The following is a 14,527-nucleotide window of genomic DNA, read 5'->3' as shown; positions in this document are numbered from 1 at the left end:
GTTGTCATTCCGGACAAGCGCTACGCGCTTCCGGGATGACACCTTTGGGGAAACGAAAAAGCCCGAAAGGCCCTACCGCCGCGCCAGCCCGTCCAGCATCCACAGCGCCGCCAGGGTGCCGAACAGCACCGCCAGGGCCGAGAGAAGGAACATGCGCAGGCCCTGGGCTAGGGCGACGCTGAGGGTGGTGAGGGCGGCGACGGCCCAGGCGGAGGCCAGGATCTTGCCTTCCAGCGAGGTCAGGGACGGTTTGGGCGGCAACAGCAGGCGCGCCGCGCGCCAGGTCTTTCGCCGCAGATGTCTTACCCGCACCTCGGTCCGCACCTGACGACTCCTCTTGAACTGACGTCAAAAGTGTAGGGAGCGTCTTTGCTTGCGTCTACGGAGAAAAAGCAATGTTATCCGTATTTTCCCAAGTTTTGGATGCGGTATTGCACGCTGTGTCGGCAAGTCGACGATGTTTAACCACGCTTGCGGGCGCGCGGGGTAATCGTCACCGTCATCAGCTTGCCCTGGCGGATCAGGACGAAGGGCGCGGCCCTGTCGATGCTGTGGTTGTCGAGCGCGCGCAGCAGGTCGTCCAGGCCGGTCAGCGGCGCGCCGCCGGCGCTGATCAGCAGGTCGCCCTCGCGCACCCCGGCCTTGGCGGCGGGGCCGCCTGGATCGACCTGGGCGACGAACACCGCATAGCCCTGGGTGACGCCGGTGGCGCGGGCCAGGCCGGGCGGGATCGGGGCCTGCTGGGCGACCAGGCCGATCGAGCCGCGCCGCACGTGGCCATGGGCGATCAGCTCGGCGATCACGAAGCTGGCGGTGTTGGAGGCCACGGCGAAGCACAGGCCCTGGAAGCCGGCGATCACCGCGGTGGCGATGCCCACCACCTCGCCGGACGAGCTGACCAGCGGCCCGCCGCTGTTGCCCGGATTGAGGGCGGCGTCGGTCTGGATCAGGTCCTCGATCAGCCGGCCGCGCTCGCCGCGCAGGGACCGGCCCATGGCCGAGACCACGCCGGTGGTCACCGTCGCCTCGAAGCCCAGCGGGGCGCCGATGGCGATCACCAGCTGGCCGCGCCGCAGGGCCTTGGAGTTGCCCAGCTTGGCCACGGGCAGGTCCAGGCGCGGATCTAGCTGCAGCAGGGCGAGATCGGTGTCGGGATCGTCGCCCACGCAGCGCGCCGTGACGCTGCGGCCCTCGGCGGTGATGACCACGAAGCGGCTGGCGCCCTGCACCACGTGGCTGTTGGTCAGGATCAGGCCGTTGGCGGCGATGGCGAAGCCCGAGCCGACGCCCTGGATGCGCGGGTCCTCCATCATCGGATGGATGCGCACGACGCTGGGACCGACCACCTCGACGGCGCGGACCACGGCGTTGGAATAGGCGTCCAGCAGGCTGTCTTCCGACGGCGGGACCACGCAGTACGGGGCCTCGCCGGGGTCGAACACGAAGGTGGCGCCCCCGGCTTCAGAGTCCGGATAGGCGAGAATCTCGTGCCCACGCGAGGCCTTGGGCCGTCGCGCCTTGGCGAACATCTCGTATTTGCGCGCTTTCAACACCCGGCCCCCGCCCCGTTGGTAAGGCAAAGGTTAACGGGAAGAACGCGGGTTGGCGAGTCGGGTTGGAGCGGGGACGCCCCCTCCGTCATGTCGCGTATCCGCGCCATGCCACCTCCCCCGTTTCACGGGTGAGGAGGAAGCCGAACCGCCCCTCTCCTCACCCGTGAAACGGGGGAGGTGGCGCGAGGCGTAGCCTCGTGACGGAGGGGGCGTCCCGTGAGCCCTAAAACGCCGGCGCCACGATCGCCCGGGCCGCCTGCTCATCCCGCAGGATCTGCTCGACCATCAGCTCGATGCTGTCGAACTTCAGTTCCGGGCGCAGGAAGGCGATCAGGTCGGTTTCGATGACTTGGCCATAGAGGTCTTCGTCGAAGTCGAACAGCCAGGTCTCCAGCCGGGTCTCGACCTCGCCGGTGGTGGGGTTGTTGCCCAGATTGGCCACGCCCGGCACTTCGCGGCCGTCGGGCAGGCGGGTGCGGGTGGCGTAGACGCCCAGGCGCGGCACCACATAGTCCTCGACCTCGACATTGGCCGTGGGGAAGCCCAGCGTCCGGCCCAGCTGCTGGCCGCGGCGGACCACGCCCTCGATGGCGAACGGCCGGCCCAGGATCCGCGCCGCGCCTTCGGGATGCCCCTCGCGCAGGGCGTCGCGCACGCCGGTGGACGAGAACTTCTCGCCGTCGCGGTTGGCGACCGGCTCGGCGGTCGAGACCGAGAAGCCGTATTCCGCGCCATAGGCCTTCATCAGCTCGGCGCTGCCGGTGCGGCCCCGGCCAAACGAGATGTCGAAGCCCACGGCGACGTGTTTCACCCCCAATCCCTGACCATTGGGGCCGCCGACCAGCACCTTCTCGACGAACTCGCGGTCGTTGAAGCTGGCCATCTCGAAGTCGAACGGCAGCAGGTACAGCAGGTCCACGCCCAGGGCCTCCAGCGCGCGGGCCTGCTGGTTGTGGGTCATCAGCTTGAAGGCTGGCTCGCTGGGCCGGAACAGGCGGCGCGGGTGCGGATCGAAGGTGACCACGCCCAGCGGGGCCTTGGCGTCCTGGGCGGCTTTGGCGGCCTGGGCGATCACCTGCTGGTGGCCGCGATGCACGCCGTCGAAATTGCCCAGGGCCACGCAGGCGCCGCGCTCGCTGTCGGACAGGTTCTTCCAGCCGTGGATCGTCTTCAGGCCCATGCGGACTTCCTTATGCGGCTTTTCGGGGGACCATGACCACGGCCTCGCCGTCGACCACGGTCTTGCCGCCCACCAGGCAGGCGGTGGCCAGGGTGACGCGGGCCCTGGCCTCATCGATGGCCGTGACGGTGACGCGGGCGGTGACCTCGGCGCCGATCTTCACCGGACGCTTGAAGGCCAGGGATTGCGACAGATAGACCGCGCCGGGGCCGGGCAGGGACGTGCCCAGCACCGCCGAGATGTAGCCGGCCGACAGCATGCCGTGGGCGATGCGCTCGCCAAACGGCGTGGTGGCGGCGTAGTCGGCGTCCAGGTGCACGGGATTGGTGTCGCCCGTCACGTCGGCGAAGGCGACGATGTCGGTTTCAGCCACGGTGCGGACCAGTTCGGCCGACTGGCCGACGCTGAGATCCTCGAGAAACAGTCCCGGCATTACGCCCCTCTTGGTCTTGTCATTCGAGCTGACCTTATCGACCGGCCGCGGCCCTACCAAACCAGATCGCCCATGGCGTGGGTGGCGCCCACCCGCTCGGCGGCCAGCAGGCCCTCGACCTTGGTCGGGTCCAGGCGGCCGTCCGGGCCGACGGCGTGCTCGCCGTGGATGCCCTTGGCGATGAACAGGCAGGCCAGGCCCTGGTCGTGGGCGCCCTTGACGTCGGTGATCACGCCGTCGCCGATGCACAGCACCCGCGAGCGGTCGACCGGCTTGCCCAGCAGGGTCTCGGCCTCGGCCAGGGCCAGGTCGTAGATCGGCGCATAAGGCTTGCCGGCCATCAGCACCTGGCCGCCCAGGGTCTCGTAGAGGTCGGCCAGCGAGCCGCCGCAATAGATCAGGCGCGAGCCGCGCTGCACCACCCGGTCGGGATTGGCGCAGATCAGCGTCAGGCCGCGTCCGGCGGCGATGGCCAGGTGGTCGGCGTAGTCGTCGGGGACCTCGTTCTCGTCGTCGACCATGCCGGTGACGGCGACGAAGGCCGCGGCCTCGGGACCGGCGGTCTCCAGGCCCAGGCCCTCATAGAGCGTCATGTCGCGCTCGGGGCCGACGATCCAGGCCGGGCCGGGCGCGCGCTCGTGCAGCAGCACGCGGGTGGCGTCGCCCGAGGTGACGAAGGCGCTCCAGGCCTCGCGCGGCACGCCCAGCCGATCCAGCTGTTCGATCACGTGGACGGCTGGCCGGGGCGAGTTGGAGATCAGCACCACCGGCCCATGGTTGGCCCGCCAGTTCACCAGGGCCTGGCAGGCCTCCGGGAAGCTCTCGACCCCGTTGTGGATCACGCCCCAGACGTCGCACAGCAGCACGTCATAGCGGTCGGTGAGGGTGGAGAGGCCAGTGGGCAGATCGGTCATGGACAGGGGCGGTACCGGGCGGAGACGAACGCGTCAACGCCAGCGGATGTAGGGAGTCGCGGCGCCCAAAGCCAGGCTGTGGCGGGGCGATGGACCGGGGGCTGGCAGTCGCGCGCCGCCCTGTCACCCCATTTTCTCAAGTGCGACACTATGTCCGCGAAAATTTACAGTTGTTGGTGGGGGCTTCAGGAACAGAGTTATCCGATTAGAGCTTCGTCTGAGATGTCGTTATGTCTATTAACCGACTTAATCTCCGGTAAACCCCTACCGTCTATCCAGCCGCTCGAACGAGAGGGCGGATGGTCCGCCCAGCGTTCACAGTACGGGTTGGGGATTCTAAAGTGCGTAATTTCAAGGTTAAGCTCGCCGTGGGTTGCTCGGCGATGGTTCTGGCGTTCGGCGCTGCTCAAGCGTTCGCCGACGACACCGTTCTGGGCACCGGCGCGAGCGCCACGGGCGGCAATTCGACGGCGATCGGCTCGAACGCCAACGCCACGGGCGGCGGCTATGGCGTCGCGCTCGGCGCCGACACCGTCGCCAGCGGCGACCACGCCATCGCCCAGGGCCACTCGACCCAGGCGACCGGCAACGACAGCATCGCCATCGGCGCCCACGACACCGCCAGCGGCCAGTCCTCGACCGTGATCGGCAGCCGCTCCAGCGTGACCGGCGACCGCAGCACCGTGCTGGGCGCCAACTCGTCGGCCGCCGGCACGAACAGCGTCGTGCTGGGCGCCAACTCCAGCACCGCCGAGAACAACGTCGTCTCGGTGGGGTCGGCCAGCAATCAGCGCCGGGTCACCAACCTGGCCGACGGCACGAACGCCAATGACGCGGTGAACCTGGGCCAACTGCAGAACGCCACCGGCGGTCTGCTGGACACGGCCAACGCCTATGCCGACACGGCCGCGACCCAGGCCCTGGCCACGTCCAAGACCTATACCGACACCAAGGCCGCCGCGACGCTGACCGCCGCCAACGCCTATACCGACTGGAAGGTCGACGGCTTCACCAGCCAGTTCGACAACCGCCTGAACAAGGTGTCCGACCGCCTGGACGGCGTGGGCGCGATGAGCTCGGCCATGGCGATGATGGCCGGCAACAGCGCCGGCGCGGCGGCGGGCCTGACCAACCGCCTGTCGATGGCGGTCGGCGGCTATCGCGGCCAGGCGGCCATCGCGGCCGGCTACACCCACAGCACCCGCGCGATCAGCGTCAACCTGGGCGTCTCGGCCACCGGTCGCGACGTGATGAGCGGCGGCAGCCTCGGCTTCGCCTGGTAGGGTTCAGGCCTTCGCACGATGGAAAGCCCCGGAGCCTGCTCCGGGGCTTTTTGTTTGATGGGAGATCCGGGGCGCCCGTCCTTCTCCCCTTGCGGGAGAAGGTGGCCTGCGAAGCAGATCGGATAAGGGGTTGAAAGCCCCGTCCGGATAATTCTGAGAGACCCCTCACCCGACCCCACTCCGTGGGGCCACCCTCTCCCGCAAGGGGAGAGGGATCAGGTCCGGTTCGGGGGCAAGTTCCCCTACGGCTTGAACCCCCCGTCCATCCACTGCTGGTACAGCTCGACCTGGTCGTCCTCCCAGTACGGACCGCCCATCGGCATGCGGGGCTCGGCGCCGTCCGGGCGGACGAAGTCGAACACCATCCGGCCGTGGGCGTGGTCGTCATAGCCCTCGCCGGCGGCGGGGTCGGACATCCAGCCGTAGTCGTCCAGCTTCACGCCCTTGCGCTTCATGCAGGCCAGGTCGCGGGCGTCGAACATCGGCCGGATCTGGGTGGCGAAAGACACCATCGTGCTTGCTCCTTCTGTCGACGGGCTCACCAGTTGAAGCCCTGGTCTTCCCGGGCCTCCTTGATCTGGTCCTGGAACTCCATGTCGAACGACCAGGCGAACTCGGCCGGGAAGTTGGCGCGGCGCAGGGCGCGGCCGTACTGCGGATATTCGGCGGCCATCGAGGCGGTGTAGGTGTCGTTGAACCGCACCTTGCGGTTCTGGAGCGTGTTCCAGGTCAGCGGATACTGGTGGCAGCCGATGCAGTTGGTGCGGCCGTTGCCGGTGTGGTGCTCCAGGTTCGGATTGCTGCACCAAGTGGTGACCTTGTCGTAGGGCGCGGGGTTCCGCTGTTCGGCCGTCCCGTCGTACGAAGCCTTGATCGCCGCGGCCAGGCCCGGCTGGCCGCTTTCATACGGACCCCACGGCTTGGGATCGGTCTCGTTGAAGGCGGTGGTGATGCACATCTTGTAGTGCGACCAGACCCCGCCGTTGAACTTGGCCAGGGCGGCCGGACGGTCCTGGCCGAAGTCCTCGTCGGGCTTGGGGCTCCACCACAGCGAAATCCAGATCCACTGGCGGGTGTCCTTGGTCGAGAAGTGGATCGACTTCAGGCCGAACAGTTTTCCGTCCGTGGTCTGCACCGTGTAGATGCCGTCGGGCGTCACCGGCTCCAGGGTGGGCTTGGGCCAGCTGCCGCCCTTCAGCACGGCGGTGATCGCCGGGGCGTCGGTGGCGTGGGCGCTGACCCGGGGATTGGCGCCGTCGATCTCGTCCCAGCTGGTCTTGACCATCACCGCGCTGCGCGGGAATTCGTCGACGCAGGGCGAGAACTGGCTGGCGCTGGGCGGCGGCTGGTTCCAGGGGATCTTGGCCGAGCAGGTCTCCACGCCCTGGGCCTGGGCCAGCACGTGCTCGACGAACGAGGGGCTGAACAGGGTGAAGCCCTGGCCCAGCTCCTCCTCGGGCGCGCCGCGATCGAAGCCCTCGGACTGCTTGAGCACCTGGGTCAGGTTGGCCGAGACCAGGCTGCGGACCAGGTTCTTGTTCTCGCCGCCTTGGGCCATCACCTCGTGGGCGATCTCGTCGCGGGTCTTCTTGCAGGCCGTATCGGCCTTGCAGGCGGCGACCTGGGCGATGAACAGCTTGATCTTCTGGTCGACCTCGGGATTGGCGCTCATGCCCTCGTACCAAGTGTGCCACAGGGGCACGTCGTAGGTCTTGCCGTCCAGGGTCAGCTTCTGGGGCTCCAGCAGGGCCTCGACGATCTGCCAGCCCACCTTGCGGCGTTCGGCCATCGAGCCTTCCAGCCGGGCGAACAGCACCTGGGGATCCTCGGCGACGGGGGTGTAGTCCTTGCCGCGCCCGATCAGTAGCCGCCCCTGCGGCGAGGCCTCGCCGGCCTGTGGGTTCAGGCCCTTGGCCGACAGGAACTGGACTGGGCCGCCGGTGGCTGGCGGCGGGGTTTGCGTGGCTTGCGGCTGGCACGCCGCCAGCCCGGCGCCGGTCAGGGCCAGCGTGGCCAACAGGGGCAGGAGGTGTCTCGAAGCCGGGATCTTGGACGCAAGGAACATGGGGGCTTTCCTCGTTCGTGGCGGACTTCAGCCGCCTTGCCAGGTTTGGATCAGTCGCAGGTGGTCGGGGGTCAGCAGGGCGCCGGAATTGACGCCGGGACCGACGGCGGGCGGGGTGGCGTCGGCCTCGTAGCCGTGCACGGCCACGACGGTCGGGGCGGCGACGTCGCCGATCCAGACCGGGCCGCCGCTCTGGCCGTCGGTGGTGTCGATCTCGTAGTAGAGCCGGCCGTCCAGGCTGGTGCGCACCGCGCCCTTGGCCACCAGCAGGTGCTCGTAGCTGCCGGCGTATTCCGGATAGCCGGAGACCACGGCGGTGGTCCGGGCCAGGGCGGCGGGATCCAGCGCATCGTACTTCATCCAGCCCACCCGCTCGCCGACCGGATCGTCCAGGTGGATGGCGCCGATGTCGTGGGCCCGCTCACGGCCTTGCAGCCAGGTGGGGGCGCAGTCAAAGCGCGTGGAGACGACCGCCCCGAACGGCTGCTTGTTCCAGCTCTGGCCCGCGATCACCGTGACCTGGCGGGCCCAGCCGCCGCCTGAAGCGAAAGCATCGTTGTGCAGGCAGTGGCCGGCGGTGATCACGGTCCTGGGGCCAGCCAGCCAGCCGGTGCCGTTGAACACGCCGCGCGCGGTCTCGATCCGCAGGGCGCAGACCATCCGCCAAGGGGCGGTGGTGTTGCGCAGTTCGATCCGGCGGTGGTCGACCGGCCCCAGGATGCTGAACATCCGCGCCGGACCGCCCGCGACGCGCGGCGGCCGTTCGGGCGCCAGCAACGGCGCCAAGGTTCCTTCCGAGCCCGAGGCGAGCGAGGTTTCCGGCTCGGTCGGGAGCCGGTCGACCGGCGTGCTGCTGGAACGCGTACCGTTCATGGCGCCCCCGCCTGCTGCGTGTGTCGAAGGTCACTCAGAACAGGTATCGCCGACAAGTGCAATTTATAAGTGCGTTCGGATTTCGGCGCTCGCCCGGCCCGTCTGGGGCGTTTCCTTCTCGGTGAAGGCGGGGATCGCCTGAGTGCGTTCGCGGTGGCGCGGGGGCAACGTCAGGGTCCCTTCAGCCTGTTCGAGGCCTTGGTTCATGCAATCCCAGCTTCATGTGTTCGCTTCCGTCCTCGCCGCCGCCGTCGTCCTGTCGGCGCCGGTCATGGCCCAGACGCCCGCGCCCGACACCTCCACCTCCGGCACGATCGAGTTCACCGGCGGCGGGGTCGCGATCGGCGTCGGGGTCGGCTGGGGCCACGGCACGCTTCACTTCCGCGGCAAGGACTACAAGCTGAAGACCAGCGGCCTGTCGGCGGTCGACATCGGCGCCAGCCGCTACAGCGCCAGCGGCACGGTGACGGGCCTCAAGCAGGCCTCCGACATCGTCGGCGTCTACCAGGCCGCCGAGCTGGGCGCGACGGTGGCCGGCGGCGGCGCGGTGCTGTCGATGAAGAACGACAAGGGCGTGGCCATCAAGGCCAACTCCACCACCCGGGGCCTGCGGTTCACGGCCGCGCCGAAGGGGATCAAGATCGAGCTGGCGAAGTAGGGACGGCGCTGGACGCCCTCACGTCGCGTCGTGGAAGATCACCCCCAGCACGCGCCGCCGTCCTGATCGCACCGTGCTGACCCCATGCCGCAGCACCCGGCGGTGGACGCCGCGCGAGCCTGCGGCCGGACGTTCGCGGACGGCGAAGATCACGCCCTCGCCCTGCCTCAGCGGCACGACCTGGGGGCGTGACTGCTGGCGCGGCCGCTGCTCGACCAGCACGAACTCGCCGCCCTCGAAGTCGCGGCCCGGCTCGTCCAGCAGGAAGGCGGCCTGCAGCGGGAAGACGTGCTCGCCGTAAAGGTCCTGGTGCAGGCAGTTGTAGTCGCCCGGGCCGTAGGTCAGCAGCAGGGGCGTGGGCCGGGCCTGGCCCGCCGCGTGGCAACGAGCCAGCATGTCGTCCAGGTCGTCCGGAAAGCGCCGCTCCTCGCCCAGCACCTCGGCCCAGCGATTGGCGACGCCGGCCAGTGGGCCGTACAGCCCCTGCCGCAACCGCTGCACCGGGTCGGGCAGGGGATAGCTGAAGTACTTGTACTCGCCCTGGCCGAAGCCGTGACGGGCCATCACCACCCGGCTGCGAAAGCCGGCCTCCTGGTCGTAGAAGCCGGCGATCTTCTGGCAGGTCTCGGGCTTGAGCAGCGGCCCTGTCAGGGCCCAGCCCTGGGCGTCGAGGTCGGCGGTGATGCGGGACCAGTCCAGGCTCATGCCGCCTCGCGGGCCAGGAGGGCCGCCTTGCGCTCGACGCCCCAGCGGTAGCCCGAGAGGCCGCCGTCGGCCCGCACCACCCGATGGCAGGGGGTGATCACCGCCAGCGGATTGGCCCCGCAAGCCTGGGCCACGGCCCGGGCGGCGGTGGGCCGTCCGATGGTCCGAGCGACTTCCGCATAGGAGGCGGTGGTCCCGGCCGGGATGGCCCGCAGCGCCGCCCAGACGGCCTTCTGCAGGTCCGTGCCCTGGGCGTCGAGCGGCAGGTCCAGCCTGGCGTCGGAGTGGTCGACCTGCTGGGCCACCGCCGTCAGGTCGGCGGCCAGGCCGTCCGGATCTTGCGTCAGCCGGGCCGAGCGGAAGCGGCGCTCCAGGTCACGGACCAGGGCGTCGGCGTCGTCGCCCAGGGTCACCAGCCGCAAGCCGGCGTCGGAGCGGGCGACCAGGGCCAGGCCCAGCGACGTGGGCACGGTGGCGTAACGCAGGGTCTCGCGCGGCTGGTCGGGCTTGCAGCGCAGGCAGGCCCGGAAGCCGGCGGCGCGGGCGCTTTCACGGGTGTCGTGGAATTCGACGTTCTTGCGCAGCGGCCGCCCGGCGCAGCTGGCCAGGCAATAGACGCCGGTGGTGCGCACGGCGATGAAGAACGCGCCGTCGAGGTCGCGATCGCGGCGGCGCATGGCCTCCCAGCGCGCGTCGTCGGTGGTGGAAAGAGAAGCGGTCATGGGGTGGTCTCCTTTCGTGAGAAGGAGCATGCGCGCCCTGACCGGGGGCGTCATTCCGATGCTTGCGGTTCTCGATCGGCCGGTCCGCAGATCAGGTCGACCATCACTAGGATCGTGGCCTCCAGCTGTTCGCGGGTCTCGCCGGCCCGGGCGCGCACCGACAGGGCGTTCATCATCATGCTGGCCACATGGCCCAGGGCGACGGGATCGACGGTGGCCGGCAGCTCGCCCTTGGCCTGGCGGCGCGTCATCAGGCCTTCGACGGCGCGGTCCAGCTCGTGCAGGCCGTCGGCCACGATCCGGCGCACCTCGTCGTCGACCAGCGCCTGGCCCAGACCCGCGCTGGCCAGGAAGCAGCCCCGTCCGCCCTCGTCGTCCGACAGGTAGAAGCCCAGCGCCGTGCGGTAGATCCGGGTCAGGACCTCGCGCAGCGTGCCGCCGCCCCGGAAGGCCTCGGCCATCGAGGCGCGCGAGCGGTCCATATAGCCGTCCAGCGCCGTCCTGAAGAGCGCCTGCTTGTCGCCGAACGCCCCGTACAGACTGGGCCGGTTCATGCCGGTGGCGGCGGCCAGGTCGTCCAGCGAGGCGCCGGCGAAGCCCTGGGCCCAGAAGATCTCCGTGGCCTTGGCCAGGGCGACGTCGGGGTCGTAGGCGCGGGGGCGGCCGCGCCGCTTCACGGGAGTTTCGGACATCTGACTCTCCTGGCCCGATTCTATTTTTGTACCATTTCGCAGTTTATTTCTTGACCGCCGTTATTTTTATGCGAAACAGTATGGAAATGCAAATGGAGGGTTCGATGGATCTCTACTTCTCGCCGATGGCCTGCTCGATGGCGACGCGGATCGCGGCCTACGAGGCGGGCGCGGACATCCGCTTCCTGAAGGTCGACACCAAGGCCCGCCCCAAGGTGGTGGAAGACGGGACCGCGTTCCTGGAGGTCAACGCCAGGGGCCAGGTGCCGGTGCTGCGCACCGACGACGGCGAGCTGATCTTCGAGAACGCGGTGATCCTGCCGTACGTCGCCGACCGCTTTCCGGCCTCCGGCCTGATCCCCGCCGACGGCCCCGAGCGCCGCAAGGTGCAGGGCTGGCTCAGCTTCATCGGCTCGGAGCTGCATATCGGCGGCTTCACGGTCCTGCTGAATCCCAAGGCCCCGGACGGCGCCAAGGCCTTCGCCCGCGAGCGGCTGGCCGAGCGCCTGGCCCATCTCGACGCTCATCTGAAAGGGCGCGAGTTCCTGCAAGGCAGGTTCAGCGTCGCCGACGCCTATCTGTTCGTGATGCTGACCTGGGCCCGCTACCTGTCGCTGGACTTCGGGCCCTATCCGGCGCTGACCGCCTATCGCGAACGCCTGCAGACCCGGCCTTCGATCGCCAGGGCCTTCGACGAGGAACTCACCCTGTTCAAGGCCGCGGCCTAGAGCCGGGACCTGAAAGGAGACGCGGGCTCGCGTCTCCTCCCTCCGGTGGCGGGATCTCGTTTGTGTCCCCGCCGCCCTTCCGCTCCCCAGGAGATCCATCATGCGTAGCCTGATCATCGCCGTCGCGGCCCTGGCCGCGACGGGCGGCCCCGCCATGGCCGAAACCCAAGCCCAGACGGGGTGGCTGACCCTCGGCGCCCCCATCACTCAGGACCATCTGGTGTTCGACGGCACGCTCTGGCGCTGCCAGGGCGACACGTGCCGCTCGACCCAGGTCAAGTCGCTGCCGCCCCTGCGCACCTGCAAGCGCCTGGCTCGCGAACTGGGGCCGATCACCGGCTTCGGCTATCGCGGCGTGACCCTGACCGACGCCCAGCTGGCGCAATGCAATCCGGCGCAGATCGCCCCGTCCCAGGTCGCGGCGGCGCGCTGAACTCCACCTCGGAGGAGGAACTCGGGGACGCGCGCCTGCGTGCGTCCCCGCCTTTTCAGACCCCCACCGACCAGCAGAACAGCGGCCCGTCCTCCTCGTCCTCGCGCTCGCCGGACCGTGTGAAGCCGTTGGCCTGCAGCACCCGCTGAGAGGCGGCGTTGTCGACGGCGGTCTCGGCGGTGACGGTCGAAACGCGAAAGTCGGTGCGCGCCCAGGCCAGCACTTCGGCCACGGCCCGTTTCGCGATCCCGCGCCCTCGGCGCGAGGCGGCGACGCCGTAGCCGATCATCACCGTGTCGCCGACATAGGGCGTGCGGACCAGCGACGTCAGGCCCACCACCTCGCCGTCCTCGACGATCAGCCAGGCGTTGGGCGTGAAGCTCTCGCCGACCTCGGCCGACAGCCCCCGCAGCATGGCCAGCACCTCCGGCGCCTCGACCCCGCCCTCGGCGACCCTTAGCCCATCGGGATCACGCCCGGCGATCAGGTCGGCGAAGTGGGCGTCGGTGGCTTCAATCAGCATGGGCGGCGTGGCGTGTCCGTGAGCATGAGGCGGGAAGAGGCCCTCGTTCGCCGGCGTCTGTCCAGACCGTCGGTGAACCTTGACCGCTCTTGGCGCGCCGGCGCTTACCCCCTAGGTTGCGGGCGCGTGTGCGGGGGCGACGGGATGATCAAGCATTTGAGCGCCGTGGCGGCGGCCGTCCTGGTCTGGCTGGGCGGGACGGCGGCGGCCCAGGAAGGGACCGGCGCCCCGAACTTCATCCTGCGTGGCGACGAGATCTTCGAAGCCTATCCCGCCGGGGCCAAGGCCAAGGGCCTGGAAGGCGAGGTGACGATCAGCTGCGACGGCGCCAGCCGAATCTCCAACTGCGCTCTGGTGTCCGAGACGCCGGCCGGCGAGGGGTTCGGCGACGCCGCCCTGGCCATCGCGCGGCGCTATGAGGCGGCCCCCTCGTCCAAGGGGCCGCCGATTTACGGCCAGCCTCGGTCGATCACCATTCCCTTCACCCTGCCCAAGGCGCGGACGGTTCGGGCGGGCGGCGTGGAGTACGTCCTGCCGCTGCCGCTCGAGCAGCCGTCGATGGACGCTCTCTACGCGGCCTGGCCGCGCGCCGCGCGCTTCACCGGCACGGAGGGGGCGGCCGAGCTCTGGTGCGTCGTGGCGCTGGACGGACGTCTCAAGGACTGCACGGTCGGCAAGGAACGTGGCCGCGATCACGGCTTCGGCGCGGCCGCCCTGAGCCTGACTCCGCTGTTCCGCTACCAGCCGGCCCTGCGCGCCGGCAAGCCGGCGGTCATGTCCATCCCGGTGCGGGTCGATTTCGTCTGTGACTCGTGGTGCCGGCCGTTCGAGAACTCCACCGTCCGGGCCGAACGCCGATGGCTGGCCGCGCCGACGCCGCAGCAGGTCATGGCCGCCTATCCGCCGGCCGCTCTGAGCCGCGGGATCGAGGGCCAGGTGCGTCTCAACTGCACGGTCGGCAAGACCGGCGGGCTGGAGGCCTGCGCGACGGTCGCCGAGTCGGTCCCCGGCGAGGGGTTCTCGGCGGCGGCCCAGCAACTGGGCCCCTTGTTCCATCTGGCCGCGCCCGACCCCAAGGCTTCTCCGGGCAAGGTCGGGGTGGTGGTCGCGTTCGGACCGTCGCCGGTCGTGCCCGCCTGGTTGCGAGGCCAGCGCTACACGCCGGTGCTGGACGCGGCCGGCGCGGCCGTCCAGGGCGAGGCCCGGGTGAAGTGCCGCGTCGCCGAACAAGGCGGCCTGGAGGCCTGCGAGGTGCTGGACCCGGTCGATCCGGTCGTGCGCGACGAGGTCCTGAAGCGCGCCGCCGGTCTTACGGCGCAGCTCTGGACCGAGGAAGGGCGCTCGACCATCGGCTACGTGCTGGAGATGCGCTACACGCTCGATCCGTCCCAGCAGGTGGCGTTGCTCGGCGGCGAGCCCAAGCCGCCGGTCGTCGCGCCCGGCGTGATCGACTACCGGCCCCTGACGGGCCTCTCGGTCCCGCGCGACATCGCCCGCTACTACCCCGACCGCGCCGCGCGGATGGAGGTCAATGGCCGGGTCGCGCTTGAATGCGCCGGCCTGGTGGACGGCAGGCCCGAGGGCTGCAAGGTCGTGTCCGAGAGCCCGCTCGACTACGGCTTCGGCGACGCGGCCCTGAAGCTGAGCGGGCAGTTTCTGGGCGCCGACGAAACGATCGATGGCGCCTCAACGCACGAGCCGGTGCCGATCCCGATCAATTTCAAGACGCCGCGCTAGCGGGGCGGTGGTTGCCGTCGCCATGCGC

Annotated in this window: 17 protein-coding genes; 5 read left to right on the top strand and 12 right to left on the bottom strand. The window is 69.8% G+C overall.

Going from position 1 to position 14,527, the window contains the following annotated elements:
- Positions 1 to 72 precede the first annotated feature (72 nt).
- From G3M62_RS20190 to G3M62_RS20170, 5 genes are all read right to left on the bottom strand, one after another.
- On the bottom strand, positions 73 to 324 hold the full coding sequence (locus tag G3M62_RS20190) for a hypothetical protein (protein ID WP_246263343.1): 252 nt from the start codon (positions 322 to 324) through the stop codon (positions 73 to 75).
- Between the two features lie 137 nt (positions 325 to 461).
- Positions 462 to 1,553: a S1C family serine protease gene (locus G3M62_RS20185; RefSeq protein WP_165190258.1), complete on the bottom strand. Its 1,092-nt coding sequence runs from the start codon at positions 1,551 to 1,553 to the stop codon at positions 462 to 464.
- Positions 1,554 to 1,776: 223 nt separating this feature from the next.
- Positions 1,777 to 2,733: a bifunctional riboflavin kinase/FAD synthetase gene (locus G3M62_RS20180; protein ID WP_165190256.1), complete on the bottom strand. Its 957-nt coding sequence runs from the start codon at positions 2,731 to 2,733 to the stop codon at positions 1,777 to 1,779.
- 10 nt (positions 2,734 to 2,743) lie between these two features.
- Positions 2,744 to 3,166: a MaoC family dehydratase gene (locus tag G3M62_RS20175; protein WP_165190254.1), complete on the bottom strand. Its 423-nt coding sequence runs from the start codon at positions 3,164 to 3,166 to the stop codon at positions 2,744 to 2,746.
- A 53-nt stretch (positions 3,167 to 3,219) separates the two neighbouring features.
- Positions 3,220 to 4,080, bottom strand: coding sequence for a TIGR01459 family HAD-type hydrolase (locus G3M62_RS20170; RefSeq protein WP_165190252.1), 861 nt, complete (start codon positions 4,078 to 4,080; stop codon positions 3,220 to 3,222).
- Between the two features lie 341 nt (positions 4,081 to 4,421).
- Here G3M62_RS20170 and G3M62_RS20165 point away from each other — a divergent pair, with 341 nt between their 5' ends.
- A complete protein-coding gene (locus G3M62_RS20165; RefSeq protein WP_165190250.1) occupies positions 4,422 to 5,363 on the top strand; it encodes a YadA-like family protein in 942 nt (313 codons plus the stop codon).
- A 242-nt stretch (positions 5,364 to 5,605) separates the two neighbouring features.
- Here G3M62_RS20165 and G3M62_RS20160 read toward each other — a convergent pair whose 3' ends face one another.
- From G3M62_RS20160 to G3M62_RS20150, 3 genes are read right to left on the bottom strand one after another with little or no spacing between them, the layout of a single operon-like run.
- Entirely contained in the window at positions 5,606 to 5,875 is a 270-nt protein-coding gene (locus tag G3M62_RS20160) for a hypothetical protein (RefSeq protein WP_165190248.1), read from the bottom strand.
- Between the two features lie 26 nt (positions 5,876 to 5,901).
- Complete coding sequence (locus G3M62_RS20155) at positions 5,902 to 7,428, bottom strand: hypothetical protein (protein ID WP_165190246.1); 1,527 nt, start codon at positions 7,426 to 7,428, stop codon at positions 5,902 to 5,904.
- A gap of 27 nt (positions 7,429 to 7,455) precedes the next feature.
- Entirely contained in the window at positions 7,456 to 8,301 is an 846-nt protein-coding gene (locus G3M62_RS20150) for a trypsin-like serine peptidase (RefSeq protein WP_165190244.1), read from the bottom strand.
- 205 nt (positions 8,302 to 8,506) lie between these two features.
- Between G3M62_RS20150 and G3M62_RS20145 the strand changes: the two genes are divergently transcribed.
- Positions 8,507 to 8,959, top strand: coding sequence for a hypothetical protein (locus G3M62_RS20145; protein WP_165190242.1), 453 nt, complete (start codon positions 8,507 to 8,509; stop codon positions 8,957 to 8,959).
- A gap of 18 nt (positions 8,960 to 8,977) precedes the next feature.
- On the opposite strand, the gene G3M62_RS20140 is transcribed toward G3M62_RS20145, so the two are convergent.
- The 3 genes from G3M62_RS20140 to G3M62_RS20130 are packed head-to-tail and all read right to left on the bottom strand — an operon-like array spanning position 8,978 to position 11,078.
- Positions 8,978 to 9,664, bottom strand: a complete 687-nt coding sequence (locus G3M62_RS20140; protein ID WP_165190241.1) for a 2OG-Fe(II) oxygenase — start codon at positions 9,662 to 9,664, stop codon at positions 8,978 to 8,980.
- The gene (locus G3M62_RS20135; RefSeq protein ID WP_165190240.1) at positions 9,661 to 10,386 is read right to left on the bottom strand and encodes a methylated-DNA--[protein]-cysteine S-methyltransferase; all 726 of its coding nucleotides are present in this window, start codon (positions 10,384 to 10,386) and stop codon (positions 9,661 to 9,663) included. Before G3M62_RS20135 ends, G3M62_RS20140 begins: the two co-directional genes overlap by 4 nt.
- Positions 10,387 to 10,436: 50 nt before the next feature.
- On the bottom strand, positions 10,437 to 11,078 hold the full coding sequence (locus tag G3M62_RS20130; RefSeq protein WP_165190239.1) for a TetR/AcrR family transcriptional regulator: 642 nt from the start codon (positions 11,076 to 11,078) through the stop codon (positions 10,437 to 10,439).
- A gap of 104 nt (positions 11,079 to 11,182) precedes the next feature.
- Here G3M62_RS20130 and G3M62_RS20125 point away from each other — a divergent pair, with 104 nt between their 5' ends.
- Both G3M62_RS20125 and G3M62_RS20120 read left to right on the top strand, forming a co-directional pair.
- Positions 11,183 to 11,806: a glutathione S-transferase C-terminal domain-containing protein gene (locus tag G3M62_RS20125; RefSeq protein ID WP_165190238.1), complete on the top strand. Its 624-nt coding sequence runs from the start codon at positions 11,183 to 11,185 to the stop codon at positions 11,804 to 11,806.
- 100 nt (positions 11,807 to 11,906) lie between these two features.
- Positions 11,907 to 12,239: a DUF8200 family protein gene (locus G3M62_RS20120; RefSeq protein ID WP_165190237.1), complete on the top strand. Its 333-nt coding sequence runs from the start codon at positions 11,907 to 11,909 to the stop codon at positions 12,237 to 12,239.
- 55 nt (positions 12,240 to 12,294) lie between these two features.
- Here the strand turns inward: G3M62_RS20120 and G3M62_RS20115 are convergent, their stop codons facing one another.
- The gene (locus G3M62_RS20115) at positions 12,295 to 12,762 is read right to left on the bottom strand and encodes a GNAT family N-acetyltransferase (RefSeq protein ID WP_165190236.1); all 468 of its coding nucleotides are present in this window, start codon (positions 12,760 to 12,762) and stop codon (positions 12,295 to 12,297) included.
- A gap of 144 nt (positions 12,763 to 12,906) precedes the next feature.
- Here G3M62_RS20115 and G3M62_RS26795 point away from each other — a divergent pair, with 144 nt between their 5' ends.
- On the top strand, positions 12,907 to 14,499 hold the full coding sequence (locus G3M62_RS26795) for a TonB family protein (protein ID WP_165190235.1): 1,593 nt from the start codon (positions 12,907 to 12,909) through the stop codon (positions 14,497 to 14,499).
- The last annotated feature ends 28 nt before the right edge of the window (positions 14,500 to 14,527 follow it).

The organism is Caulobacter soli (genome assembly GCF_011045195.1).
Classification (GTDB): domain Bacteria; phylum Pseudomonadota; class Alphaproteobacteria; order Caulobacterales; family Caulobacteraceae; genus Caulobacter; species Caulobacter soli.
The sequence above is the reverse complement of the archived record's forward strand: the minus strand, read 5'-3'. Positions and strand labels throughout refer to the sequence as shown.